This window comes from Kitasatospora sp. NPDC048365, from assembly GCF_043200835.1.
Lineage (GTDB): Bacteria > Actinomycetota > Actinomycetes > Streptomycetales > Streptomycetaceae > Kitasatospora > Kitasatospora terrestris.
This window is the reverse complement of sequence record NZ_JBICYJ010000003.1, coordinates 265,297-291,134: the sequence shown is the minus strand read 5'-3', so window position 1 is coordinate 291,134 and position 25,838 is coordinate 265,297. Positions and strand designations below refer to the sequence as shown.

Annotated in this window: 21 protein-coding genes and 2 pseudogenes; 9 read left to right on the top strand and 14 right to left on the bottom strand. The window is 73.8% G+C overall.

Going from position 1 to position 25,838, the window contains the following annotated elements; translation table 11 throughout:
- The first annotated feature begins 106 nt into the window (after positions 1-106).
- Positions 107-1,483 (top strand): hypothetical protein, encoded by a 1,377-nt coding sequence (locus ACGFX4_RS04640; protein WP_393070235.1) that lies wholly within the window; start codon positions 107-109, stop codon positions 1,481-1,483.
- Positions 1,484-1,500: 17 nt separating this feature from the next.
- On the opposite strand, the gene ACGFX4_RS04635 is transcribed toward ACGFX4_RS04640, so the two are convergent.
- From ACGFX4_RS04635 to ACGFX4_RS04625, 3 genes and pseudogenes are all read right to left on the bottom strand, one after another.
- On the bottom strand, positions 1,501-2,157 hold the full coding sequence (locus ACGFX4_RS04635) for a class I SAM-dependent methyltransferase (protein WP_393070234.1): 657 nt from the start codon (positions 2,155-2,157) through the stop codon (positions 1,501-1,503).
- Positions 2,154-2,624 (bottom strand): annotated as a pseudogene (locus ACGFX4_RS04630) (DUF2064 domain-containing protein); the annotation flags it as partial. The gene ACGFX4_RS04635 and the pseudogene ACGFX4_RS04630, both read right to left, overlap by 4 nt.
- Before the next feature lie 192 nt (positions 2,625-2,816).
- A pseudogene (locus tag ACGFX4_RS04625) lies at positions 2,817-3,512 on the bottom strand (glycosyltransferase family 2 protein); the annotation flags it as partial.
- 167 nt (positions 3,513-3,679) lie between these two features.
- Between ACGFX4_RS04625 and ACGFX4_RS04620 the strand changes: the two are divergent.
- Both ACGFX4_RS04620 and ACGFX4_RS04615 read left to right on the top strand, forming a co-directional pair.
- Positions 3,680-4,435, top strand: a complete 756-nt coding sequence (locus ACGFX4_RS04620; RefSeq protein ID WP_393070233.1) for a response regulator transcription factor — start codon at positions 3,680-3,682, stop codon at positions 4,433-4,435.
- Entirely contained in the window at positions 4,432-5,601 is a 1,170-nt protein-coding gene (locus ACGFX4_RS04615; protein WP_393070231.1) for a sensor histidine kinase, read from the top strand. The genes ACGFX4_RS04620 and ACGFX4_RS04615 overlap by 4 nt, the downstream gene beginning before the upstream one ends.
- A gap of 29 nt (positions 5,602-5,630) precedes the next feature.
- Here the strand turns inward: ACGFX4_RS04615 and ACGFX4_RS04610 are convergent, their stop codons facing one another.
- Entirely contained in the window at positions 5,631-6,686 is a 1,056-nt protein-coding gene (locus ACGFX4_RS04610; protein WP_393070230.1) for an NAD-dependent epimerase/dehydratase family protein, read from the bottom strand.
- A gap of 122 nt (positions 6,687-6,808) precedes the next feature.
- A complete protein-coding gene (locus ACGFX4_RS04605) occupies positions 6,809-7,909 on the bottom strand; it encodes a mechanosensitive ion channel family protein (RefSeq protein ID WP_393070228.1) in 1,101 nt (366 codons plus the stop codon).
- A 656-nt stretch (positions 7,910-8,565) separates the two neighbouring features.
- Between ACGFX4_RS04605 and ACGFX4_RS04600 the strand changes: the two genes are divergently transcribed.
- Together ACGFX4_RS04600 and ACGFX4_RS04595 are read left to right on the top strand one after the other, a co-directional pair.
- Positions 8,566-9,453 (top strand): carbohydrate-binding protein, encoded by an 888-nt coding sequence (locus ACGFX4_RS04600; RefSeq protein ID WP_393070227.1) that lies wholly within the window; start codon positions 8,566-8,568, stop codon positions 9,451-9,453.
- A 120-nt stretch (positions 9,454-9,573) separates the two neighbouring features.
- Positions 9,574-12,531, top strand: coding sequence for a BTAD domain-containing putative transcriptional regulator (locus ACGFX4_RS04595; protein WP_393070225.1), 2,958 nt, complete (start codon positions 9,574-9,576; stop codon positions 12,529-12,531).
- 24 nt (positions 12,532-12,555) lie between these two features.
- Here the strand turns inward: ACGFX4_RS04595 and ACGFX4_RS04590 are convergent, their stop codons facing one another.
- The 3 genes from ACGFX4_RS04590 to ACGFX4_RS04580 form a co-directional block, all read right to left on the bottom strand.
- Positions 12,556-13,752, bottom strand: coding sequence for a serine hydrolase domain-containing protein (locus tag ACGFX4_RS04590; RefSeq protein ID WP_393070224.1), 1,197 nt, complete (start codon positions 13,750-13,752; stop codon positions 12,556-12,558).
- Between the two features lie 134 nt (positions 13,753-13,886).
- Positions 13,887-14,900, bottom strand: coding sequence for a cytochrome d ubiquinol oxidase subunit II (gene cydB, locus ACGFX4_RS04585; protein ID WP_393070222.1), 1,014 nt, complete (start codon positions 14,898-14,900; stop codon positions 13,887-13,889).
- A gap of 10 nt (positions 14,901-14,910) precedes the next feature.
- Positions 14,911-16,293 (bottom strand): cytochrome ubiquinol oxidase subunit I, encoded by a 1,383-nt coding sequence (locus ACGFX4_RS04580; protein ID WP_393070220.1) that lies wholly within the window; start codon positions 16,291-16,293, stop codon positions 14,911-14,913.
- A gap of 299 nt (positions 16,294-16,592) precedes the next feature.
- On the opposite strand from ACGFX4_RS04580, the gene ACGFX4_RS04575 reads away from it, so the two are divergent.
- The gene (locus ACGFX4_RS04575; protein WP_393070219.1) at positions 16,593-17,240 is read left to right on the top strand and encodes a methyltransferase domain-containing protein; all 648 of its coding nucleotides are present in this window, start codon (positions 16,593-16,595) and stop codon (positions 17,238-17,240) included.
- Between the two features lie 36 nt (positions 17,241-17,276).
- On the opposite strand, the gene ACGFX4_RS04570 is transcribed toward ACGFX4_RS04575, so the two are convergent.
- On the bottom strand, positions 17,277-17,975 hold the full coding sequence (locus ACGFX4_RS04570) for a TetR/AcrR family transcriptional regulator (RefSeq protein WP_393070218.1): 699 nt from the start codon (positions 17,973-17,975) through the stop codon (positions 17,277-17,279).
- A 130-nt stretch (positions 17,976-18,105) separates the two neighbouring features.
- Between ACGFX4_RS04570 and ACGFX4_RS04565 the strand changes: the two genes are divergently transcribed.
- Positions 18,106-19,236 carry an FAD-dependent oxidoreductase gene (locus ACGFX4_RS04565; protein ID WP_393070217.1) on the top strand — a complete coding sequence of 377 codons (1,131 nt, stop codon included), beginning with the start codon at positions 18,106-18,108 and terminating at the stop codon, positions 19,234-19,236.
- Positions 19,237-19,318: 82 nt separating this feature from the next.
- On the opposite strand, the gene ACGFX4_RS04560 is transcribed toward ACGFX4_RS04565, so the two are convergent.
- Positions 19,319-20,797: a hypothetical protein gene (locus ACGFX4_RS04560; protein WP_393070216.1), complete on the bottom strand. Its 1,479-nt coding sequence runs from the start codon at positions 20,795-20,797 to the stop codon at positions 19,319-19,321.
- A 262-nt stretch (positions 20,798-21,059) separates the two neighbouring features.
- Here ACGFX4_RS04560 and ACGFX4_RS04555 point away from each other — a divergent pair, with 262 nt between their 5' ends.
- Positions 21,060-21,389 (top strand): carboxymuconolactone decarboxylase, encoded by a 330-nt coding sequence (locus tag ACGFX4_RS04555; protein WP_393070215.1) that lies wholly within the window; start codon positions 21,060-21,062, stop codon positions 21,387-21,389.
- A gap of 160 nt (positions 21,390-21,549) precedes the next feature.
- Here the strand turns inward: ACGFX4_RS04555 and ACGFX4_RS04550 are convergent, their stop codons facing one another.
- From ACGFX4_RS04550 to ACGFX4_RS04540, 3 genes are all read right to left on the bottom strand, one after another.
- A complete protein-coding gene (locus tag ACGFX4_RS04550; protein ID WP_393070214.1) occupies positions 21,550-22,503 on the bottom strand; it encodes a sigma-70 family RNA polymerase sigma factor in 954 nt (317 codons plus the stop codon).
- Between the two features lie 42 nt (positions 22,504-22,545).
- Entirely contained in the window at positions 22,546-23,745 is a 1,200-nt protein-coding gene (locus ACGFX4_RS04545; RefSeq protein WP_393070212.1) for an NAD(P)/FAD-dependent oxidoreductase, read from the bottom strand.
- A gap of 85 nt (positions 23,746-23,830) precedes the next feature.
- Positions 23,831-24,643 (bottom strand): DUF2182 domain-containing protein, encoded by an 813-nt coding sequence (locus ACGFX4_RS04540; RefSeq protein WP_393070210.1) that lies wholly within the window; start codon positions 24,641-24,643, stop codon positions 23,831-23,833.
- A 213-nt stretch (positions 24,644-24,856) separates the two neighbouring features.
- Between ACGFX4_RS04540 and ACGFX4_RS04535 the strand changes: the two genes are divergently transcribed.
- Entirely contained in the window at positions 24,857-25,510 is a 654-nt protein-coding gene (locus tag ACGFX4_RS04535; RefSeq protein WP_393070209.1) for a DUF1326 domain-containing protein, read from the top strand.
- Positions 25,511-25,520: 10 nt separating this feature from the next.
- Here ACGFX4_RS04535 and ACGFX4_RS04530 read toward each other — a convergent pair whose 3' ends face one another.
- Entirely contained in the window at positions 25,521-25,814 is a 294-nt protein-coding gene (locus ACGFX4_RS04530) for a putative quinol monooxygenase (protein ID WP_393070207.1), read from the bottom strand.
- Positions 25,815-25,838: the final 24 nt, after the last annotated feature.

Here is a 25,838-nt window from a genome sequence, read left to right as displayed (position 1 = left end):
CGAAGCGTGCCGACGGCCGTCGGAGGTGGAGCGACGTGCTTACGGAATCCGAACGCCGCGGTGTCCGGTGCCCTTCGCGCGGCGGGGCCGGTGGCAGGCTGGCCCGGTGACGACCCGTACCCCGCTGCTGCCCTGCGTACTCGCCCTCGCCGCTCTGGTGGCCGCCCTGGCGACCACCGTGACCGCCGGCGGCACGCTCGGCGACCGCACCGGTCTGTACGGCTGGTACGCGCTCGACGCGGGTCTGTTCGCGCTCGCGGTGGTGCTGCTGCGGCGGGTGGCGGACCGTCAGGTGGTGCCGCTCGTCATGGTCGGGAGCGTCCTGGTCGCGGCGGCGGGTCTGCTGGCGCCGCCACGGACCAGCGACGACGCCTACCGGTACGTGTGGGACGGCCGGGTCCAGGCGGCCGGGGTCTCCCCGTACGCGCGCACCCCCGAGGACCCGGCGCTGGTCCGGCTGCGCGACCCCGGGCTGTTCCCGGCGGACGACGGCTGCACCTCGTGGGACGAGCGGCGGACGGTGGACGGCGCCTGCACGCGGATCAACCGCCCCTCCGTACATACGATCTACCCACCCGTGGCGGAGGTCTGGTTCCTGACGCTCCGTCCGTTCGGCGGCGGGGTGCGCGGGGTGCAGGTGGGCGGCGCGCTGCTCGCGGTGGCGACCACCGGTGTCCTGCTGGCCGTCGGGCGGGGGAGCCGGCGGGCGGCGCTGTGGGGGTGGTGCCCGGGGGTGGCGGTGTGGGCGGTCAACGACGCGCACGTCGACACGCTCGGCGCGCTGCTGATGGTCGCCGGGCTGGGGTGCGCGGCCCGCGGGCGGGCGGCGGCGGGGGGTGCGCTGCTGGGGGCGGCGGTCGCGACGAAGCTGCTGCCCGCGCTCGCCCTGCCGGGCGCGCTGTCCGGGGTGCTCTCCCGGCGGCCGGGCCGGCGGGACGCGGTGCTGCTCGGGGCGGCGGCCGGGGCATTCGCTCTGGTGTACCTGCCGTACCTGCTGCTCTCCGGACCGGGGGTGCTCGGCTATCTGCCCGGCTACCTGCGGGAGGAGGGGTACGGGCAGGAGCACCTGGACCGATTCGGGCTGCTGCGGGCGGTGGTGCCGGACGGCTGGGCGCCGTGGGCGGCCGCGCTGGTGCTGGCGGCGGTGGTGCTGCGGGTCCTGCTGTCCGGCGATCCGCACCGCCCGTGGGGCGGCGCGCTGCTGGTGACCGGGACGGCGCTGCTGCTGGTGGCGCCGGCCTACCCGTGGTACGGGCTGCTGGTGGTGGCCCTGGTCGCCCTCGACGGCCGCTGGGAGTGGCTGGCCGTCCCCGCCGCAGGTCAGGTGCTCTACCTGGCGGGCGGGACGGCCGTCCAGCGGGCCGCGTACGGGGCGGCCCTGGTGTGCGTGCTCGCGGTGCCCGCCGTGCGCCGGGTCTCCCGGTCACGGCGGGCGGGTGCCGCCGCCGACGAGCGCCGCGCCACCGGGACGCGGGTGCGCTGACGGCTCGCCCGGGGGCCTCAGGACGCGCGCAGGCGGAGGAAGTGCCGGCCGTGCGAGGACCAGCGTTCGGTCTCCACCAGGCCGGCCCGGCCCGCGTGGTGGGCGGTGGCGTCCGCGCCGAGCCGGGCCCAGGGGAACGCGGGCCCGAGCCGGCCGTCCGGGCCCTCGACGCGGACGGTGGTCCGCTCCTCGATCTCCTGCGGCTCGACCTCGACGAGCAGCGTGCCGCCGGCGGCGAGGAGTTCGGCGCAGCGGCGGAGGATCGCGCCGGGGTCGCCCCCGATGCCGAGGTTGCCGTCGGCGAGCAGCACACCGCCCCACCGGCCTTCGGCGGGAAGCCGGTCGAAGACCGACCGGCACAGCGCGAGGCCACCCAGGCGGCGGGTGCTGGCCACCGCGGCGGCGGTGATGTCGACGCCGAGGGCCGGGATCCCGCGTTCGAGGAGGGCGGCGACGAGTCGGCCGGGGCCGCAGCCGAGGTCGAGGACGGGCGCCGGCAGCCGGGTGCAGCGCAGGAGCAGGCCGTGGTCGGCGCCGCCCGCGGGCGCGCTCCAGCGTTCGATGTCGAGGGGGATGCGCCGGCCGTCCTGGCGGCGGAGCCAGAGCGGGCCGCGTCCGGTGCGGACGGCCTGCGCGAACGGGTCGTCCGTCCAGGGGAGGGCGCGCGCGGTCATCGGGTCCTCTCGGGGGCCGGGTCGAGGGAGCGCAGGCAGGCGGCGAACCCGCTGTCGGGGGCGCCGTCGGCGACCAGGCGGGCGTCGGCGAAGGTGTCGACGTCGGTCAGCGACGGCAGGTGACGGACGGTCAGCCGGGCCGAGGCGAGGCGTTCGAGCAGGGCGGCGCCGGTGTGCGGGGTGGACATCGGGACGCCGAGCAGGAGCCTGCGCGCCAGCTCCCCGGTGGGGCGGGCGAGGCCGAGCGCCCAGAAGCCCCCGTCGGTGGCGGGCCCGTACCAGGCGTCCACGCCGCTGCGGCGGGCGGCGGCGAGCGGTTCGGCGAGGGTGGCGGCGGTCAGTTGGGGGGTGTCCATCCCGACGAGCAGCGCGGGCGCCCCGGGTCGGAGGCGGGCGGCTTCGGTGAAGGCGGCGGCGAGGCGCTCGTCCAGTCCGCCGCCGGTCTGCGGGACGACCTGCCAGCCGGGCGGCAGCCAGTCCCCGGGCTCGCCGTCGAGGACGAGCAGGCGCAGCGCGGCCGGGACGGTGGCCAGGGTGCGCAGGGTGTCGGTCAGCGCGGCCTCGGCGAGGTCGGCGGCCTGACGGGGCGTACAGGGCGGGGTGAGCCGGGTCTTCACCCGCCCGGGGACCGGCGCCTTGGCGATCACCAGCAGGACGGGCGGCGGTGCGGCGAGGACGCCGCTCATGTCGCGGACGGCCCGCAGGGTGCCGCGCACGGTGCCGGTCACCTTGGAGCGGCCGGCCCGCGGCCGGTAGCTGACCGGCGTCTCGGTGATCCGCATCCCGGCCGCGGCGGCGGTCAGGACCATCTCCAGGGGGTAGCCCGAGCGGCGGTCGCCGAGGCCGAGGGCGAGCAGGCGGTCCCGGTGGGCGGCCCGCATCGGGCCGAGGTCGTGCAGGCGTGCTCCGGTGCGGTGGCGCAGCCGGCGGGCGAGGACGGCGTTGGCCAGCCGCGCGTGCACCGGCCAGGCTCCGGAGGCCGTGGGGCGGCGGCGGCCGAGGACCAGGTCCGCGTGGCCGGCCAGCACCGGGCCGGTGACCCGGGGAAGCTCGGCGGGGTCGAGGGAGCCGTCGCAGTCCAGGAAGCAGACCAGTTCGGCGGTGGCCGCCAGGAGCCCGGCGTGGCAGGCGGCGCCGAAGCCGCGTCGGGGCTCGGTGACGACGGTGGCGCCGAGTTCGCGGGCCAGGTCGGCGGAGCCGTCCCGGGAGCCGTTGTCGACCACGACGGCGCGCCAGCCGGTGGGGATCCGTTCGAGGACCCAGGGCAGGGCGGCGGCCTCGTCGAGGCAGGGCAGGATGACGTCGACGCGCGGCGCGGCGACGGAGGGCAGGGTCGCTGGGGTCACCCTCGCCACGCTAACCGCGTCCCACCGCCGCACGGCGTCAACGACGCCTTACGGAACTCGTACGCCCTCGGGGTGGTGCCGGGCGGGCGACGGACGGCGGACGGCGGATCTTACGGAACCCGGACGGGGCCGCGAGCGGGGCGCCGGGGCCGCACCGGGGCTCGTATCCTCGGCGGATGAACGAGAGCCCCGACGCCGGACTGCCGAGCCCGGCCCGCATCCTGGTGGTCGACGACGATCCGACCGTGGCCGAGGTCGTGGCCGGCTACCTCACCCGGGCCGGCCACCAGGTGGAGCGGGCCGCCGACGGCCGGCAGGCCCTGGCGCTGGCCGGCGCGCACCGCCCCGACCTGCTGGTCCTGGACCTGATGCTGCCCGGCATCGACGGCCTGGAGGTGCTGCGCCGGCTGCGCGGGGCCGACCGGGGCTCGGACGTCCCGGTGGTGATGCTGACCGCCAAGGGGGACGAGGCCGACCGGATCCTCGGCCTGGAGGTGGGCGCCGACGACTACGTGACCAAGCCGTTCAGCCCGCGCGAGCTCGTCCTGCGGGTCCAGTCCGTGCTCCGCCGGTCCCGGGCCGCCGCAGCACCGGAGACCGCGGGCGGTCCGCTGGTCAGCGGCGACATCACGCTCGACGCCCGGGCCCGCCGCGCCCACCGCGGCACGGACGAGCTGGCGCTGACAATCAGGGAGTTCGACCTGCTGGCCTTCCTGCTCCGGCGGCCCGGCACGGTGTTCTCACGGCAGGAGCTGATGCAGCAGGTCTGGGGCTGGGACTTCGGCGACCTGTCCACCGTGACCGTCCACGTCCGGCGGCTGCGGGAGAAGATCGAGGACGATCCCGCCGCACCGGCGCTGATCACCACCGTCTGGGGCGTCGGCTACCGCTACGACCCGGCGGCCGGGGCTCCCGCCGGGGGTGCGCGGTGAAGGACCTGCTGCTGATCGCCCTGTTCGCCGCGCTCGGCGCCGGTTTCGCCGGACTGGTCGGGTGGGTGGCCGTCCGGCTCCTACGGCACCGCTCGGTCGCGCTCTCGCTGTTCTGCGTCGCCGTCGTCACCGTCCTCGCGGTCACCTCCGGCACGTTCGCCGTGGCGCAGGCGATGTTCCTGTCCCACCACGACCTCGGCGTGGTGATCACCGTCCTGGGCATGGCCTCGGTCGTGTCGCTGGTCATCGCGGCGCTGCTCGGGCGCCAGGTGGTGGCCGGCAGCAGGGCCCTGGCCGTCGCTGCCCGGACGGTGGGCAGCGACACCGGCTTCACCGCGCCGGACCACCCGCTCGGCCGGGAACTCGCCCAGCTCAGCCGGGAACTGGCCGCCACCAGCGCCGGGCTCGCCGAGTCCCGGGCCCGCGCGCAGATGCTCGACGCCTCGCGGCGCGAGCTGATCGCCTGGATCTCCCACGACCTGCGCACCCCGCTGGCCGGCCTGCGCGCGATGGCGGAGGCGCTGGAGGACGGCGTCACCGACAGCCCGGACCGCTACCTGCGCCGGATCCGCACGGAGGTCGAGCGGCTCACCGCGATGGTCGACGACCTGTTCGAGCTGTCCCGGATCCAGGCCGGGGCACTGTCCCTCTCCCTGTCGCGGGTGTCCGTCCACGACCTGGTCGACGACGCGCTCGCCGGCGCGCACCCGCTCGCCCGGCAGCGCGGCGTCCGCCTGGAGGGCCGTCAGGTGGCCGCCGAGCCGGTCGAGGTGGACACCCACGAGATCACCAGGGTGCTCGGCAACCTCCTGGTCAACGCGATCCGCTCGACCCCCGAGGACGGCGTGGTGGCCGTCTCCGCCCGGCGGGAGGCCGACGAGGTGGTCCTCTCGGTCACCGACGGGTGCGGCGGCATCCCCGAACAGGACCTGTCCCGGGTCTTCGAGACCGGCTGGCGCGGCAGCACCGCCCGCACACCGCTCCCGGCGGACACCGCCACCGCGCCGTACTCCGGTGGCGGTGCCGGGGACGGCGGCGACAGCGGCGCGGGCCTCGGGCTGGCGATCGTCCGGGGCATCGTCGAGGCCCACGCCGGCCGCGCGGGCGTCCACAATGTGGCCGGCGGCTGCTGCTTCGAGATCGCCCTGCCCGCCGCCCGCGGCTGAACCCGCACCGCAACGAGCCCCCGGCGGGATCAGACCCGCTGGGGCGCGGCGGCGAACTCCGCCATCCCCTCGGCGAACGGCACCCGGGCCCGCCATCCGAGCTCCTGGCGCAGCCGGGAGGAGTCGGCGGTGATGTGGCGCACGTCGCCGAGCCGGTACCGGCCCGTCACCACGGGCGCGGGCCCCCCGTACGCGGCGGCCAGCGCCCGGGCCATCTCCCCCACCGTCCGCACCTCGCCGCTGCCGACGTTGTAGGCCCGGAAGCTGCCCTGCGGACGCCCGCCGACCGCCTCCAGCGCGGCCACGTTCGCGGCCGCCACGTCCCCGACGTGGACGAAGTCGCGCCGCTGCGCGCCGTCCTCGAACACCTGCGGCGCCTCCCCCCGCGCCAGCGCCGAGCGGAACAGCGACGCCACCCCGGCGTACGGGGTGTCCTTCGGCATCCCCGGCCCGTACACGTTGTGGTAGCGGAGCGTCAGGACCCGCCCCCCGCAGGCGCGTGCCCAGGCCGAGGCCAGGTGCTCCTGGGCGAGCTTGGTCGTCGCGTAGACATTGCGCGGGTCGCCCGGCGCGCTCTCCGTCACCGTCCCGGGCCGCAGCGGCGCGCCGCACACCGGGCACGGCGGCTCGAACCGGCCGGCGTCCAGGTCGGCCGGGCGCCGGGGGCCGGGGGCGACGTCCCCGTGCGTCGCGCAGCGGTACCGGCCCTCGCCGTACACCACCATCGATCCCGCCAGCACCAGGCCACGGACCGCGGACCGGGCCATCGCGGACAGCAGGACCGCGGTGCCGAGGTCGTTGCAGCCCACGTAGTCGGGCGCGTCCGCGAAGTCGACACCGAGACCGACCATCGCGGCCTGGTGGGAGACGGCGTCCACCCCGGCGAGAGCCCGGTCCACCGCGTCCGCGTCCCGCACGTCGCCGTGCACGAACTCGACCCCGTCCGGCATCGTCGGCGCGGCGCCCGACGGATGCGCGGCGGGCAACAGCGCGTCCAGGACCCGCACCTCGTGTCCGGCCGCGACCAGGGACCGCACGACCTGCGATCCGATGAACCCGGCACCGCCGGTGACGAGAATCCTCATGCCCGCCGACGCTATCCGCCCGGCGGCGTCCTGACCCCGACGCCGGGCACTGCGTCATGCTTCGGTAAGAGTGCGGCACCCGCCCGGGGCACGCGCCCGGGCTCCGCCGGCGCCCTCGCCCGCTACGACCGCCGGTCGGCGAGCACCTCGGGCGACGTCTCCCACTGGTGCGGGAGGGAGGGCGGGGCGCCCGGCCCGTCGTGCTGGAGCGAGACCGTGCGGGTGGGCGCCGGTATCGAGATGCCCTCCTCCCGGTACCGCCGGTGCAGGCGCTTGATGAACTCGTGCTTGATCCGGTACTGGTCGCTGAACTCGCTGACGCCCAGCTTCACATTGAAGTTGATCCTGGAGTCCGCGAAGGTGTGGAAGCGGACGGCGCCCTTGTGGTCGGGCACGCCGCCGGTGACGTCGGCCATCACGCTGTCGACCACCTCCAGGGTGACCTTCTCCACGTGGTCCAGGTCGCTGTCGTAGCCCACCCCGACCGGGACCAGGATCGACAGCTTCTGCTCGGGCCGGGAGAAGTTCGTCATGTTCGTCCGCGCCAGGCGGCCGTTGGGGATGATCACCAAGTTGTTCTGGAGGTTGCGCACCACGCTGTTGCGCCAGTTGATGTCGACGACGTACCCCTCCTCCCCGCTGGTGAGCCGGATGTAGTCACCCGGCTGGACCGTCTTCGAAGCGAGGATGTGCACACCCGCGAAGAGGTTGGCCAGGGTGTCCTGCAACGCCAGCGCGACCGCGAGACCGCCCACCCCGAGCGCGGTGACCAGAGGGGCGATGGACACCCCGAGGGTCTCCAGGGCCACCAGGACGCCCAGCGCCAGCACCACGATCCGGGTGATGTTCACGAAGATGCTCGCGGACGCCGCGACGCCCGTCCGCGCCGCGGCCACCGACTGCACCAGCCCGGCCACCACCCGGGCCGCGCTGAGCGTCGCGATGACGATCAGCACGGCCATCAGCGACTGGTCGGCCAGTCCCCTGACCCGCGCCGTGAGCGGCAGGGCCGAAGCGGCCACCTCGGCCCCGGCGACCACGGCCGACCAGGGGACGATGGTGCGCAGCGCGTCGACGATGACGTCGTCCCCGCTCCACGCGGTCCTGAGCGCGAGCCTGCCCAGCCACTTCATCAGGGCCCGCAGCACCAGCCCGGCCACCCCGCCGGAGACCAGCGCGATGCCGGCCACCAGCCAGTCGTGCAGGACCAGCTCCCGGGTCACCGGGCCGCCCCCGCCGCGTGGAGGGCGGGGGAACCGGCCGGCGCTGGCCGCCGAACGTGCTGTGTCGTCACCTTGTCGCCTGTCAGGTCGTGTTGTGCGCCGCCGCGGTCGAGCTGGCGTACGCATGCCGAACTGACCGCCATCCTGCCCCATGGGCCGGATGCCTCCGCAGCCGGGCCATGACGTCCCGTCCGTGACGGTCTCCTTGAGCCGGGCGTCCCGGGCACCCGGGGTGGGGGCAGGCCGAATGCAATGCGGATGGAATCCGGGTCGCCGTCCGGTCGGCCGCGCCGGGCGGACGGACCCCCGTCGGCGGGCCCGCCGACCGCACTCCCGCGGGACCGGCGCAGCCGCCTCCGACCTGGGCGTACGCCGCTCGCGCGGCCGGCCGCCGAGGTACCGGCCGCCCTCGCCCGGCACTCCACCGACCGCCGCCGGAGGCCCGGTGCCGGGCCGCTCCGCACCGGCGGAGGCTTGACCGCCCCGACCGGTCCGGCGGATCTTGTGGCCCGGCCTCGGCGCGGGGCCCACCGGATCCCCCGCCGCGACCCGGCCCGACCGGCCGACACAGCGCACCAGCAGGACCCCACCGGGCGACATCGCACCGGCGGACATCGCACGGGTCGACCCGACCGACCCTTCACCGAGGAGTACCCGTGTCCCCACTGAACAGAAGGACGTTCCTGGTCGGCGGCGTGGCCGCTGCCACCGGACTGGCGGCCGGAGTTTGGGCCGAGCAGTCGGCCGAGGCCTCGCCGATCGGCTCCGGTTGGACCGAGGTGAGCGGTGACTACACCGTGCACCAGCCGAGCGGCCTGACCCGGCACACGGTCGACGGCTCCGGCCTGCACCACTTCTGGCTCAACGACACCGACCCCGTGCTCTGGCCGACCAGTTCGTCGGGCCCCCGGAGCGAGATCCGGTTCCTCGACGAGTACTCCTCCGGCTCCGCGCAGTTCGAGGCCGACGTCAAGGTCGGCTCCGGGGCGCACCGGGTCTGCGTGATGCAGATCTTCGGGGCCACCACCTCCGCCACCACGTTCATGGCCCTCGCGATGAACACCGACAGCCTCAACTACTACGACTCCGCGACCCAGTTGCACTCCCCCGTGTACGACAGGTGGGTGCACCTCAACGTGGTCCACGACACGGCGGCGGCGAAGGTGTTCGTCTACGTCAACGGCCAACTGCGGAAGACCTTCAACGACCGCGGTGCCGGCACCCACTACTTCAAGTGCGGCATCTACGGCCGGGAAGGCATGTCCCAGCGGTCGGACGTGTACGTCGACAACATCCACCTGTACCGCAAGAGCGGCGGGTCCACGCCCTCCCCGTCGCCCACCGCGACCTCGTCCGTGTCCGCCACCCCGACCGCTTCACCGACCGCCACCGCGACGTCGGCCGCGGCCTGGGTCGCAGGCAGGTCCTACGCCGTGGGCGACCGGGCGGCGTACGGCGGACTCGTGTACCGGTGTCTCCAGGCGCACACCTCGCAGGCCGGCTGGGAGCCGCCGAGCACCCCCGCGCTCTGGCAGCTGACCTGATCCGCTGCCCGCCCACCGCACCCGCCCCTCGGACCGCTCGTTCCCTCCCGCCCCGGCAGCCCCTATGCTGCGGCGGAAGGGGACCCGGGGGCGGGATGCGAAGGGGAGACTCACCCAACCGTGGTGCTGCGCTATCAACTTCTCGGGCCGGTCAGGGTGTTCGACGACGACCGGGAGGTGGACGCCGGTCCGGCCAAGCAGCGGGCCGTCCTCGCGATGCTGCTCGGCGCCGACGGACGGTTCCTGCCCCGCGGGGAGATCGTCCGGGGTGTGTGGGGCGACCTGCCGCCGGCCACCGCGCCGCAGCTGGTCGCCACCTACGTGGCCCGGCTGCGCAAGGCCATCGAGCCCGACCGGGCGTACCGGTCGAGTGCGGCGGTGCTGCTCTCCCGCGGCGAGGCCTACGCCCTTCCCGCCGACCGGGACCGCCTCGACGCGTGGTCCTTCGAGCAGGAACGCCGGGCCGCCCGCCGCTGCCACGAGGCCGGTGACCTCGCCGGCAGCGCCGCCGCCCTGGGCCGCTCCCTGGCCCTGTGGAACGGCCGGGCCCTGGACGGGATCCCGGGCCCGAGCGCCGCGCGGGAGCGGCACCGCCTGGAGGAACTGCGGCTGGCCACCGAGGAGGAGCGGTTCGCCGTCCGCCTGGAACAGGGACTCCACCACGAATCGGTGCCCGAGCTGTCCGCCCTGGCCGCCGCCCACCCCTGCCGCGAGCGGGTCCGGGCCCTGCTGATGCTCGCCCTCCACCGGGCCGATCGCCGGGCGGAGGCGCTCGCCGTGTTCCAGGACGCCTGGCGGACGCTGGTCGACCAGGCGGGCGTCGAGCCCGGGTGGCAGCTGCGCGACCTCCAGCGCCGCATCCTGGACGGCGATCCCACCCTCCACCTCTCCCCCGCCGGCGGCTCGGCCGCGCTCCGCCCGTCCCCCTCGCAACTCCCGCCGGAGGTACCGGACTTCACGGGCCGACAGGCCGAACTCGCGGTACTGAGACGGATCTCCGCCCCGAGCCGGAGCAGCTCCGCGCCGAGCCGGGGAAACTCCGCACCGGCCACCCGCAGCGCACCCCGGCTCGCCGTCGTCACCGGGCCCGGCGGGATCGGCAAGACCGCGTTCGCCGTCCACGCCGCGCACCGGCTCGGCTCCCGGTATCCGGACGGCCGACTCCACGCCCACCTGCACGGCGGCGGCGAACGCCCGGTGCCGCCCACCGAGATCCTGGCGCGTCTGCTCGAAGACCTCGGCCTCCCCGGCGACCGGGTCCCCGCCGGCTTCGAGCGCCGCCTCGCGCTCTACCGGACGGTCACCGCCGGTCGCCGGCTGCTGATCCTGCTGGACGACGCGGAGCACTCCGCCCAGGTGGAACCGCTGTTGCCGGCGTCCGCGGAGAGCCTCGTCCTGGTGACCAGCCGCTCCCTGCTGCCCGGGCTGGCGACCAGGACGGTCCTGCGGCTCGGCGCCCTCGACGACGCCGATGCCCGCGGGCTGCTGCGGAAGGCCGTCGGCCCGGAGCGGGTCGACGACGAGACGGCGAGCGTCGAGGAGGTCCTGGACGTCTGCGCCGGCTACCCGCTCGCGCTGCGCATCGTGGCGGCCAGGGTGACCGGGCGCCCCGCCGGCGCCTTCGGCCTGATGGCCCGCCGGTTGCGCGACGAGGAGCGCCGGCTCGGCGAGCTGCGGGCCGGCGGGCTGGAGGTCTCCGCCGGCCTCAGGGTGAGCTACGACGGCCTGCCCGACCGCGAAGCCGCCTCCGCCTTCCGGCTGTTGAGCGAACTGGCGGCACCCGACCTCGGCGTGCCCACCGCGGCGGCCGCCCTCGGCATCCCGGACCACCGGGCCGAGGACCACCTGGAGACCCTCACCGACGCCCACCTGATCGAAGCCGCCCGACCGGACCGCGGCGAACGCTTCCGCTACCGCTTCCACGACCTGCTCAAGGTGTTCGGCCGCAGCCTCAACAGTCCCGCCGAGCGGGAGGCGGCCCTCACCGGCATGCTCGGCCGCCTCACCCGGACCCACCTGGCCGCCGTCCACGCAGCCGACCTGCTGCTCCGCCCCGGCCACAGCGCCGGCAGCGACTTCCGGGGGCCCGGGACGCCGTTCCCGGAACACCGCTTCACCGACGCCGAGGACGCCCTGCACTGGCTGGAGGCCGAACGCCCCACCGTGGTCGGGACCGCCCTCCAGGCCGCCGCGGCAGGAGCCGTCGAACCGTACGTCCTCGCCGAACTGACCACCCGCCTCCGGGCGTTCCTCCAGCGGCGCGGACACTGGCAGGACTGGGAGCAGCTCGCCGGCCGGACCGTCCGCCTGGCGCGGACCGGGCCCGACCCCGACCCGCTGGCCGAGGCGATCGGACGGCTCGAACTCGGCACCCTCGCCGCCGCCCGGCGCCGCCATGCCGAGGCGACCACCGAACTCCTGTCCGCGATCCGGCTGTTCGGCCTGCACCAGGACAGCCACCGGCAGGCCCGCGCCTACAACAACCTCGGCCTGGTCTACCTGGAACTGGGCCTGCACACCCCCTCCACCGTCTGCCTGAGCCGCGCCCTGGCCGTCCACCGGGCCGCCGGCCAGCCCGTGGACACCGCCATCGCCCTCGACAACCTCGCCCTGCTCCACCTCCGCCGAGGCGTCCTCGACCGGGCCGAGCAGTACTGCGAGGAGAGCATCCGTACCTACCGGCACAACGGCACTCCCGAACTGGCCTCCGCCGCCCTGAACATCCTCGGCCTGGTCCGCGGCAGGCAGCGGCGCCACCCGGAGGCCGTCGACTGCCAACTGCGCAGCCGCTCGATCGCACAGGCCCAGGGCAACCTCTACCGCGAGGCCTTCGCCCTGCTCGACCTCGCCGCCGAACACCGCACAGCCGGTGAGCACGGCGAGGCGATCGCGTGCGCCGAGCAGGGCCTCGCGCTCCGGCAGCGTCTCGGCGACCCGCAGGGCACGGCGACCGCGTACACCGAACTGGCCGCCGCCCTCGACGCCGCCGGCCACGGCGAGCGGGCCACCGCCTGCCGCCACCAGGCCGAGGGCCTTCTCGTCGGGCATCGCGCCGCGGTCACCGCGCCGGTCCGCTGACGACCTGTGGAAGGGGGCCGTCGGCTAATCGACGTCGTCCTGGTCGGGGGCCGCGCCGTACACGTTGTCCGGGCTGATGATCCGGGTGATCGCCCGGCCGAACAGGGTCGAGGGATTCTCTCCGTTCGACTTGATGTCCGTGTTGGCCAGGACCACGACGGTGGCCTTGAGGTCGGGCAGGTAGATGGTGAGGCTCTGGTAGCCGGGGAGGGATCCCGCGTGCCCGATCCATCCGTGGTTGATGTCGATCCCCAGGCCGTAGGCATCGCCCGGAGCCGGGGTCGGCAGTGCCTGGAGGCGTTCCGCCTGCGTGGCCGGCGTGAGGAGCTTGCCCGTGGCGACGTTCTCGGCCCAGGACCTCAGGTCGTCGAGGTTCGAGATCATGGCGCCCGCGGCCCAGCCCCAGCTCGGGTTCCAGTCCGTCGCGTCCGCCTCGGCCCCGGTCGCCGTCTCCTCGGTGTACCCGTGCGGGTAGGGCCGGGGGAACTCCGCGGCCTTGGGGAGGAACGTGTGGTTCAGGTCGCTCGGCCGGGTGATCATGTCGCTGATCGCGCGTTCCAGGGACCGATGAGTGACCTTCTCCACGACCAGGCCCAGCAGGACCGTGTTGGTGTTGGAGTAGTCGAACTGCGTACCCGGCGCGAACTGGTTCTCGTGCGCGAAGGCGAACCGGAGGAGCTCGCGCGGCTTCCACTGCCGGTGCGGATCCTCGTGGAACGCCCGCAGCCAGTCCTGGTCCGCGGTGTAGGGGAAAAGGCCGCTGCGCATATTGGCGAGCTGACGCAGCGTGATGTGCTCACCGTCCGGAACTCCGGGCACATAGCGGGAGATCGGATCGTCCAGCCCGACCTTTCCACGGTCCACCAACTGGAGCAGCGCGGTGACCGTGAATGTCTTCGTCTCACTGCCGATACGCATGTTCATGTCCGAGCGGATCGGACTGCAATCGTCCTTGTCCGCAACACCGAACGCCCGCACATAGTTGAGCTGCCCGGGAATCCACACCCCCGCAATCACACCCGGGACTCCGGCATTCTCCAAGATCTCCTGGATCGCCCGATCGAGCTCGCGCGCCGTCCCCGAAGGCCCCGACGCATTCGCCTTCACCCCGGACGGCACCACCGACGCCCCGGCCGGTACTGCGCCCGTCGGAGCGGCCAAGCAGATGCAGGCAAAGGTCGCGGCCGCTCGCAGGAATGCGCGGCGAATCGTAATTTCCATTTCGCCATTAAAAACCGTGACACACCCTCAGAACCCGCCGCCACGCCCAGCCTTGACCGACATCGCTTCACGCACTCCGGGCCCGCAGACAATCTCCCGCCACCCCGGCGCCGAATCCCGGCGGCGGGGCTCCGTCAGTCCGCGGTGGTGGACGGGCGGAAGTCGTCGGCGGAGATGCGCAGGCGGAAGACGTGGTAGGTCCAGCCCTGGTAGGCGAGCACCAGGGGGAGGAAGACGACCGCGACAACGCTGATCACCTTGAGTGCGTAGCCGCCGGCGGCGCTGTTGTGGACGGTCAGGTCGTAGGCGGGGTCGACGGTGGAGACGATCAGCCGCGGGTAGAGGTCGACGAAGAGCGACAGGACGGTGGTCGCGATGGTGACGGCGGTGGCGACGAACGCCCAGCCGTCGTGGCGGACGGCGACGAGCCAGCCGGCGGCGAGGACGGCGAGCATGGCGATCAGTTCGACGATGTCGGGCAGTGCGCCCTCGCCCGCGGTGGCGTGGGTCCACGGCAGGAAGGCGAGGACGGCGAGGACGGTCGGCGGTGCGATGCGCCGGGCCAGCAGCCTGGCCCGGCGCTGCACCGCGCCGACGGTCTTGAGCGCGATGAAGATCGCGCCGTGCAGCAGGCAGAGCAGGACGAGGGTGATCCCGGCGAACACCGAGTACCAGGAGAACAGGTCGCCGAAGCCGCCGGTGAACTCCTGGTTCCCGTCGATCGGCAGCCCGTGCACGAGGTCGCCGAGCGCGATGCCGATCAGCAGCGGGACCAGCAGGCTGCCGCCGGTGAGCAGCACGTCCCAGGTGCGGCGCCAGCGCGGGCCGTCGACCTTTCCCCGGAACTCGAAGGAGACGCCCCGCACGATCAACCCGACGAGCAGCAGGACGAGCGCGAGGTAGAGCGCGGAGAACAGGGTGGCGTACCAGTCGGGGAAGGCCGCGAACATCGCCGCCGCGGCGACGATCAGCCACACCTCGTTGCCGTCCCAGAGCGGTCCGATGGTGTTGATCGCCGCGCGCCGGCCGGGCTCGTCGCGGGCGACGACGGTGTGCAGCATGCCGACGCCGAGGTCGAAGCCCTCCAGGACGAAGAAGCCGGTCCACAGGACGGCGGTGACGACGAACCAGAAGGTGGTGAGCGCCATCGCGGGCCCCTCAGTAGCTCAGGGCCGGGACCGGGGCGTCCTCGGCGGGTGGCGGGGACAGCTCCTTGCGGGCGTACCGGGTGATCAGCACGACCTCGACCACCGCGAGCGCCGCGTAGAGCAGGAAGAACACCAGGATGCTGGTGGCGACGGTCGCGGTGCTGACCGACGGGGACACCCCGTCGCGGGTGAGCTGGAGGCCCTGGACGATCCACGGCTGGCGGCCGCTCTCGGTGAGCAGCCAGCCGGCGGTGTTGATCAGGAACGGCAGCACGGCCGTCCAGACCGCCACCCGCAGGAACCAGCGCGCGGTGCCGAGCCGTCGGCGCCACAGCAGCCACAGGCCCCACAGCCCGACGAGCAGGACGACCACGGCGAGGTAGGCCATCACGCGCATCGACCAGTACTGGACGAAGACGTTGGGGACGTAGTCGCCGGGCCCGTACTGCTGCTCGTACTGGGCCTGGACGGCGTTGAGGCCGAGCACCTGGCCGTTCCAGTGGTTGGTGGCGAGCAGCGAGAGCAGGTGCGGGATGGCGATGATCTTCGTCGGATCCTCATCGTTCTTGCCGCCGCCGACCTGGAAGAGCGAGAAGGAGCAGGGCTGGCAGGTGTCCCACTGGGCCTCGGCGGCGGCGATCTTCATCGGCTGGTACTTGCCCTCGGTGACGCCCAGTTCGCTGCCGACCAGCATGGCGACCAGGAGCGCCGGGACCATCACCACCAGGGCGAGCCGGGCCGTGGCGTGGAACGCGGCCGGGGAGGCGCCCTTGCGCAGTTGCCAGGCCGACACCGCCAGCATCACGGCCGCGCCGGTGACCAGCGAGGCGAGGACCACGTGCAGGTATCCGCGCAGGAACACCGGGTTGGTGAACAGCGCCCACACGTCGTCGAGTTGCGGCCGGCCGGTGGCGGGGTCGACGGTGTAGCCGACCGGGCGCTGCATCCAGGAGTTCGCCGCCATGATGAACGCCGCGGACAGGACGCCGCCCAGCGCCACGGCCCAGATCGTCGCCAGGTGCACCCGTGCCGGCAGCCGGTCCCAGCCGAACAGCCACAGCCCGAGGAAGGTCGACTCCAGGAAGAACGCGGCGAGGCCCTCCATCGCCAGCGGCGCGCCGAACACGTCGCCGACCGTCCGCGAGTACTGCGACCAGTCCATGCCGAACTGGAACTCCTGGACCAGGCCGGTCACCACGCCCACGGCGATGTTGATCACCAGCAGGACGCCGAAGAACCGCGTCAGCTGCAGCAGCTCGGCCCGGCGCGTCCGGTACCAGCCCGTCTGCAGCAGCGCGGTCAGGAAGCCCAGGCCGATGGTGACCGGCACGAACAGGAAGTGGTAGACCGATGTCATGGCGAACTGGAGCCTGGCCAGGTCGAGTTGACTCACAGTGCTCCTCATCGCCGGACGCCCGGCCCCCAGTCAAACACCCACCCCCGCCACCCCTCGCGCAACGCCACCGCGATTAGCCCCACCGGGTGTCCGCCGACCGGCTCAACACCCAGGACCGGATCAAGAAGGGCCCGCCTTGACCCACCGCTCGACAGTCCACGGCTTCACCGGCGTCGACGACCAGCCGCATCCGGGCGACTTCGTCCGCGTGCTGAACGCGCTCGACGCCGAACCCCTTCTACTGCGCGTACAAGGAACGGCTCCACCGGCTCCTCCGGGCCGGCCCCGGCACGCGGGTGCTCGATGTCGGGGCCGGTACGGGAAGCGGCGCCGCGGCCCTCACTTCCCGCACCGGTGCCGACGTCGTCGCCCTCGATTCCTCGCACACCATGGCCCGCCGGTCAGCCGCCCGAGGTCTGCCCGCCGTCGTGGCGGACGGCCACCGGCTGCCCTTCCGCACCGCCACCTTCGATGCTGTGACGGCCGACCGCGTTCTCCAACACCTGTCCCGGCCAGAGGAGGCCGTCCGCGAGATGCTGAGGGTCCTGCGACCCGGCGGACGGATCGGCCTGGCCGATCCCGACTACGACACCCAGGTCCTCGACATCGAGGACCAGGCACTGGCCCGCGAGGTGCTCCGCTTCCGCGCCGACGTCCTGCTGCGCAACGGCACGCTCGCCCACCGACACCCCGGCCTCCTCGCGCGACACGGCTGCGACAACGTCACGGCCGAGGCCCGTACCCTCGTCCTTCGCGATCCGGCGGCCGCCGACAACTGCATGGGACTGCGGTCCTGGGCGCACACTGCCGCCGAGGCCGGTCACCTCACCGCCGCACAGGCCGATCGGTTCGTCGACCGGTTCGACACTGCGGTGCGCACCCGGCGGTTCACCTACGTGGTCACGTTCTTCCTGACCACCGCGACCGGCCCGGCAGCACCCTGACGGACGCCTCGACGGCCCGGCCGACCCGCAGGCGGGTCAGCGCAGGCGGGTGAGGCCGTCGAGGATGATGCCGATGCCGGTGAGGAACTGCTCGCGGTCGTCGTGGCCCGTGACCTGGTCGACGATGGCGTGCATGAACGGGTGCTCGGCGGGGTCGAGTTGCCGCCAGGCCGCCGTGGTCGCGCCGAAGAGCTGCTCGCGGTCCGCGTCGGGGTCGATGCCCGAGGTGTCGCCCTCGATCCGGGCGTTCTGGCTGACCGCTCCGAGGATGTAGTGCACGAGCGTCGAGGCCGCGTCGAACCAGCGCTCCCGCGGCACGCCCAGCGCGGCGACCTGGCGACCGATCCGTTCGAAGATGCCGACCGTCACCGGGCCGACCGGGTTGCGGACGATCTGCAGGGTCAGCCGGGTGGCGAGCCACCGGTGCTCGGTGATCGCGTCGAACAGGGCCAGCGCGACGGCCCGGATCTCCTCGGCCGGGGCGGCCGACTCCCGGGCGGGCCTGGCCGCCAGGGCGGCCGTCACGACCGTCTCGGTCGCGGTGTCCAGCAGCTCGTCCCGTCGGCCCACGTGGTACGCGATGGCACCGGACCCGGTGGACAGGCGCTCGCTGAGCGCCCGGACGGTCAGCGCGTCCTCGCCGCCCGCGTCCAGCAGCGCGACCGCGGCGTCGACGATCTGCTCCCGGGAGAGCACCTGGTTGCGGCGCGGGGGCCGGCCCGCTGGCGTCGTCATGACTCCATGCTGCCACATTTAGTGCACTGAACCAACTTGGAACGCCGCACCAAAAGGCGTACCGTCGACTTTGGCACGCCGCACCAAACCGGTCCGGCGGCCACGTCGACCACGTTCGGAGGGAGTCACCTTGAAGACCGTCACGATCATCGGCGCCGGGCTCGGCGGCCTCACGCTGGCCCGCGTCCTGCACGTCCACGGCATACCGGCCGAGGTCCACGAGGCCGAAGCCTCGCCCGCCGCCCGGGCGCAGGGCGGAATGCTCGACATCCACGACTACAACGGCCAGACCGCCATCGAGGCGGCCGGACTGACGGCCGAGTTCCGGGCCATCGTCCTCGACGGCCGCCAGGCGACCCGCGCCCTGGGCCAGGACGGCACCGTCCTGTTCGAAATGGACGACGACGGCACCGGCGGCAGGCCGGAGGCGCAGCGCGCGGACCTGCGGCGGATGCTGCTCGACGCCCTCCCCGCGGGCACGGTGCGGTGGGGCCGGAAGGCCACCGGCGCCCGGAGCCTCGCGGACGGCCGCCACGAGGTGCAGTTCGCCGACGGCTCCGCCCTCACCACGGACCTGCTCGTCGGCGCGGACGGCGCCTGGTCCCGGATCCGCCCGCTGCTGTCCGCGGCGACGCCCGCCTACGCCGGCACCTCCTTCGTCGAGACCTACCTGTTCGACGCCGACACCCGCCACCCGGCCGCCGCCCGGGCGGTCGGCGGCGGTTCGATGTTCGCCCCCGCACCGGACCGGACGATCACGGCCCACCGCGAGCGGGGCGACACCCTGCACGCGTACGTCTCCCTCACCAGGCCGCTGGAGTGGTTCGACGGCATCGACTTCACCGACCCGGCCGCGGCCGCCACCCGCGTCGCCGCCGAGTTCGACGGCTGGGCGCCCGAGCTCACCGCACTCATCACCGACACCGACACCCCGCCGGTGCTGCGTCCGCACTACGCCCTGCCCGAGGGACACCGCTGGGAACGCACCCCCGGGGTGACCCTGATCGGCGACGCCGCGCACCTCCAGGCCCCCGACGGCGAGGGAGCCAACTGGGCCATGTGCGACGGCGCCGAACTCGCCCTCGCCCTCGCCGCCCACCCCGACGACCCCGAGGCCGGCCTCGCCTCCTACGAGCAGGCCATGTTCACCCGCATGAGCCACGCGGGCGACGAAACCCGCAGGCACCTCGAGGAGACCTTCGGCGACGCCATCCCGGAGAGCCTCCGTCCCTTGATCCCCGACCACCGCCAGGACCACTGAGCACCCCGGGCGGCTCGCAACCACTGCCTGCGCCACCGGCCCGCCGCCCGCCGGGCCGGGAGGGCAGCCGGAGCGACTGGGGTCAGGCGTGTGCGGGTGGCGGGCCTCCGGGGGCCGCCGGGGGCGGGGCGTGGTCACCGTCGGACCCCGTGTCGAGGAACTCCCGGATGGCGAAGGCCAGCGCCACGAAGAAGGTGATCCACAGCACCACGCCCCACGTCGGGTACGACCAGGTCGCCAGGATCACGGCGGCGACCAGCAGGATGGCCACGCCGATCCAGCGCTTCCAGCGGTGCACGAACGGGCCGACCGGCCCGAGCTTCATGCCGAGCGAGTACAGCGCACCGCGCAGCGACCCGATGATCCGTCGGCAGGCGGTGCGCACGGCGACGGCCGGCTTGGACGGGCCGATCAGGAAGGCGCCGACGGCGGTCACCACGGCGACCGTGCCGATCGCGCGGATGCTCGCCCGCATGAACCGGACCAGCGTGTCGTAGATCGTGGCGGCCGCGGCCTGGTTGGCGCCCGGTGGCAGGCGGTCCAGGTAGATCTCCCGGAACACTGTCAGGACGATGCCGAGCAGCAGCATGCCGAAGAACACGCCGACCGCGGCACCGATCAGCGCCCGGCGCCGGTTGACGGCCAGGAAGACACCGCCGGCGGCGATCAGCACGGTGACGATCGGCAGCCACACGCCCATGACCTCGAGCAGCCGGAAGTACGTCTTGACCTTCCCGACATCGTTGGAGGCGAAGACCACGAAGTTGGTGTGCACCTCGGGAATCCTGGCGGCCGGACCGAGGCCCGCGTTGACCAGCTCGTCCTTCACCTTGGCGACGATCGGCCCGATGTCGATGGCGACCTGGTTGTTCTCCAGCTTGACCGCGCCGCCGCCCTCGCCGGTCAACGCCTTGTTGAGGGCGGAGTGGACGAGCCGGTTCGCGTCGACCCAGACGGTGGCGAACGCGTCGCTGGTGACCACCTTGTTGACGGTCGTGCTGATCAGCTGGGTGAGGCCGCTCTTGATGGGCCCCTTGAGATTGCCGATCAGCTTCGCCGCGTTCTCCGGCACGCCCTGCTGGGCGGCCGCGTCGGAGAGCTCCTGCACCAGGGCGTCCACGTCGATCTGTTCCAGCACGACCTGGGTGACCCGGTTGGTGACGGCCGCCTGGATGTCGGCGTCGGTGGCCAACGGCGCCACGGTGGAGACGTACCGGTCGGTGTTGCCGACGAAGTCGGCCGTCCAGACCGCCAGCACGGAGACCAGGGAGAGCACCGAGGCGATCACGATGAGAATCACGGCGCCCGAGGTCCGCCAGCGGTGGTGCTCCTTCTTGCGAGGGGCTTCCTCGAGGGCGGCGATCCGGGCGTGCAGTCGGGCGATCTCGCCGGCCGCGTCGCCGGCCGGCGCGGCTCCGGCCGGCGCGGCTCCGGCCGGCCCCGGCGTCGCGGCGCTGCCGGCGGGGGGCGGCGGCGACGGCTGCTCGGGCTCACCACCGCGACCGGGAACACCGGTCTCCTCGGAGTCGTCCGGGCCGGAATTCGGTGGGGGTGACGCCATCGCTTCCTCCTTGGCCGGGTGGCCGCCACATGCCCTTCCAGGAGAGGCGCCGGGTGGCCGGCCCACCACCGGGAGTCGCCCGAACAGTGCCCGCCGGTCCCCCGTTCGGAGCAGGCCCCAGCGAGGCCGCCGACCCGGATGGCCCACTGCCGGTGCGGCAGGTTCGCCGGTTGCCTACGTTCGGACGGGGGCTTCCACGGAGCGCCCTCGCCGCGGCAGGAAGCACCGGCAACCCAGCAACGACACCAGGAGATGGTCAGGCATGCCCACCACATCGTCCGAGACCCCCGTCCTCGACACCCTCGTCGCCATGACCGCCGACTCGATCGACCGGTGCGGCCTGGCTCCCGACATGCTGATCCTCACCCGGATCGCCGCGCTGGCCGCGATGGACGCCCCGGCCCTGTCGTACCTCACGCACCTCGGACCGGCGATGCAGGAGAACCTGACCCTCGGCCAGTTGCAGGACGTCCTCGTCGCGATCGCGCCGATCGTCGGCACCGCGCGGGTGATGTCGGCCGCTACGCACATCACCGAGGCCTTCGGAGTCGCCATCGCGGTGGCCGACGCCGAGAGCATGGGCGACCGGTAGCGGTTCCCGACCGCGAAACAGCCGCCCCCGGGGGTCGACCCCCGGGGGCGGCATTCATCCGGCACCGGCCGGTCGCTCTCGGCATCCGGGCTCGGAGCCGGACCTGGCGCCACCCGCCCGGGCCCGGAGCGCCTCGCCGCTCCGGGCCCGATCCGTCGGGTCACCACTCGGCGATGAGCGGCGCGTCCGGTCGGTGCTGCCGCCAGGCCTCGGTGAGGCGGGTGAGGCGGGCGGGGGCGGCGATGCCGCGGACGGTAGAGATCTTGCCGCCCGTGATGTCGAAGGTCACGGAGCCGACGACCCGATCGCCGACCACGGTCAGGACGGCGGGGGTGCCGTTGACGACCGCGTAGTGGATGGCGGGCGTGCCGCCGGCCAGGCGCCGCTTCGCGGGGGTGGGCTTGAAGCCGGCCCGGGCGACGGCGGCGACGCGCTGCGGGGTGTCGAAGCGGAGCAGCTTCTCGGCCAGGCCGGCGCCGTCGGAGATCGCGATCACGTCGTCGGTGAGCAGGGCCACCAGCCGTTCGGTGCGGCCCGAGGAGGCTGCGGCGAGGAATTCCTCGACGATCCTGCGGGCGGTCGCCGGGTCGACCTCGCCGCCGCGTCGGCGGGCGGCCGAGATGCGGTGCCGGGCCCGGTGGAGGTGCTGCTGGCTCGCGGACTCGGTGATGTCGAGGATCTCGGCGATCTCGGCGTGGCCGTGGTCGAACGCCTCGCGCAGGACGTAGACGGCCCGCTCCACGGGCGACAGGCGCTCCATGAGCGTCAGCACGGCCAGTGAGACGGATTCGCGCTGCTCGAAGGTGTCGGCGGGGCCGAGCATCGGGTCACCGTCGAGGAGCGGTTCGGGCAGCCAGGCGCCGACGGTGCGTTCGCGGCGGGCCTGTGCCGAGCGGAGCCGGTCGAGGCAGAGGTTGGTGACGACCTTGGTCAGCCATGCCTCGGGCACCCTGATCCGCTGCCGGTCGGCGGCCTGCCAGTGCAGGAACGCGTCCTGCACGGCGTCCTCGGCATCGGACGCCGAGCCGAGGAGCCGGTACGCCAGCGAGGCCAGCCGGGTCCGGCCGGCCTCGAACCGGCCGGTGTCGAAGCGATCAGCGGCGGTGCTGTCCACGCGAGCCACCTTAGAGGATCTTGCGGAAGTGGTTGAAGGGGATCAGGCCGTCGCCGCTGCCGGCTCGGCGGACGCCGCGACCGTCCCGGTCGCGAGGCGGCGCCTGCGCCTGGGCAGGCAGAAGGTCGGGTGCGAGGTGGCCCACAGCGACATCCGGACGATGCCCGCCTTGATCCGCGCGGCCCGCAGGCCGCCCACGTACTTCGGCTTGGCCCGCCCTTCCCCGTCGACCATCTGCAGGATCCCGTCCCGTCGACCGAGGCTGATGTGGTTGCCCAGGTACTCCAGCTTGCTGGTCACGACCGCCCGGCCGGTCAGACGTCCCACGATCGCGTCCGTGGCCTGCCGGCCGGTGTAGCCGGCCGAGGCGCAGGACATCGGCAGCGGCCGGCCGTTGTCGCCGACTGCGTAGGCGCTGTCGCCCACGGCGTAGACGTTCGGGTGGGAGACCGACCGCATGGTGCGGTCGACGACGATCCGGCCGTTCTCGGCGACCTCCAGTCCGGCGGCGGTGGCGAGGGTGTCGACCGCGAACCCGGCCGTCCACACGGTCGCGTCGGACGCCAGGACCGTCCCGTCGGCGCACAGCACCCGCGCCGCCTCGACGGCTTCGACCTCGGCGTGTTCCCGGACGGTGATGCCGAGCCGCTCGCAGGCCCGGCGCAGGTGGCCGCGGGCTCCCGCCGAGAGCCGGGCGCCCAGCTCCCCGCGGGCGACCAGCGCCACCGACAGGTCGGGCCGGGACTCGGCGATCTCGGTGGCGCTCTCGATGCCGGTCAGCCCGTCGCCGACGACCACCACGCGCCCGCCGTCGCCGAGCCCGGCCAGGCGCTCGCGCAGGCGCAGCGCCGACGGTCGGGCGGCGACGTCGAACGCGTACTCGGCGACGCCCGGGACGCCGTGGTCGTCCCCGCGGCTGCCGAGGGCGTGGACGAGCGTGTCGTAGCCGAGCTCGCCGCCGCCGGAGGCGTCGGCCACGACGACGACCTGCCGCTCGGGGTCGACCGCGGTGACACGGGCCAGGCGCAGCCCGACCCCGGTGCCCGCGAAGACGTCGGCGAGCTTCGGGGCCTCGATCTCCTGGCCGGCCGCGAGTTGGTGCAGCCGCAGCCGCTGGACGAAGTCCGGCTCGGCGTTGACCACGGTGATCTCGGTGTCCTCCGGGGACAGCCGCCGGGCCAGGGTCCCGGCCACGAAGGCCCCGGCGTAGCCGGCGCCGAGGACGACGATGCGGTGCTTCATCTCTCGCTCCTGTCGTTCTGCCTGCTCTCGGTGGCTTGAGCGGGGCAGCGCACCGATTCCTGACAGGAGAGAGGTGTGGCGTGGGTCACATCGGCGACATCGACGGCTGCAGACCGGGCAGCAGCCAGTCCTGGAAGGGCGCCAGCACGGCCAGCACCAGGAACGCGACGCCGGCCACCCGGGCCAGCTGCGGTCCCCGGTACCAGAGCTTCTCCAGGAAGATCAGCGCCGCCAGTCCCGCCATCGCCGCGATGTTCATGACGCCCAGCGGGATCAGCACCACCATGAGTGCCCAGCAGCAGCCCACGCAGTACGCGCCGTGATGCAGCCCCACCCGCAGGTCGCGCATCCGCGGCCGGTACGCGGCGTAGTGCATCAGCTGCGCCATCGGGCTGCGGCAGTGGCGCAGGCAGATGTTCTTGAGCGGGCCCAGCTGGTACAGGCCGGCCAGGGCGAAGGCGGCCGCGCCGATCCACTTGCCCGCGTCCGGGTTCCGGTCGACCAGGTCTCCGGTGAGCGCGAGCGCTCCGTAGGCGAGCAGGCCGACCGCCGTCCAGGCGACCAGGTACCCGGCGAGGAACTCCGCGGTGCGAAGCGCCCGGGTGGCGCCGCCGGACTGCCGGGCGATCCCCCTGGCCCAGGTCACCGCGACGGGTGCGACGGAGGGCAGCATCATCGCGGCCATCATCGCGAGCCACAGCACGAGGAACAGCGGCAGCGCCATCCCCATCGTTCCGGGCTCGATGCCCATGTCCAGGGCCTGGCCCACGGTGAGCAGCCAGGCCAGGGCGGCGATCACGACCACGAGCGCCCAGGCGACGGCGAGCTCCCTGGCCGGCAGCAGCACCCCCGGCCGCAGCGGATGGTCGTTGCTGATCGGCTGCTGAACCGTACGCATGACGTACTCCCGTCGGATCCTTCCAGCACAGCACGGATCCCGGCGCCACGACACTCCCGCCGCTGGCCGCCGCGACGGGTGCGGGAGCACCATGGGAAGGAGGAGAAGGCCGACCCATCCTGGCCGCCGGGCGCGGCGGGACGCACCGGGAACACCCGTCCGACGCTCCGCCCCCCTCGGCCCGCGGCCGTGGCTGTGTGAGGAGTGAGGACGATGACGCAGGCGGCAACGGCCGTGCCGGCCTGGCGTGTGTCGGGTGACTGGTTCGACGTGTGCAAGTGCAACGTGCCGTGCCCTTGTTCGTTCGCCCAACCGCCGACCACCGGCGACTGCGAGGGCATCCTGATCTGGCACATCCGTGAAGGCAGCTACGGCGACGTCCGTCTGGACGGCCTGAACATGGCGATGCTCGGCTCCTTCGTCGGCAACATCTGGGGCGAGCACTCCGACTCGTACGCGGCCCTCATCTTCGACGAACGGGCCGACGAGGGTCAGCGCCAGGCGCTGCAGATGATCTTCAGTGGACAGGCCGGCAGCTGGCCCGCCCAGCTGATCGGCATGGCCGCCTTCGAAGTGCGGGGCATGGAGTTCGCGCCCATCGAGGTCGAGATCGACGAGGATCTCGCCACCTGGCGCGCCAGCGTGCCGGGACGCCTCGAAGCCCGCGCCGAGGCCCTCACCGGCCCGACCACCCCGGACGGCGCCCGCGTCCAGTCGACCAACCTCCCCGGCTGCGAGACCGGACCCGGCCAGCTCGCCACCTGGGGCCGCGCCACCACCGACCGGGCCGACGGCTTCGGCTTCGCCTGGAACCGCTCCGGCCGGTCCAGCAAGACCATCACCTTCGACTGGTCCGGCCCGGACTGAATGCCCCCGATCACTCAGCAGCGGTGAACACGTGCTCCGCCGGCGGGCCGACCAGCAGTCCCGGACCCGCCGCGAGCGCCTCGGTCAGGTGCGGGCTCGACAGGTGCGCCTCGAACGCGGCCCGGTCCTCCCACTCCTCGAACACCAGCCACGCGCTCGGGTCCTCGGGGTGGACGTACGCCTGGTAGCTGATGTTGCCCGGCTCGGCCCGCGACGGCGCGACCAAGGACAGCGCCTGTTCACGCACCTTGTCCTCGGCGCCGGGGGCGGCCTTGAGCAGGGCGATCGCAGTGACCTTGGACATGGGTGCGCTCCGTTCGGCTCATGG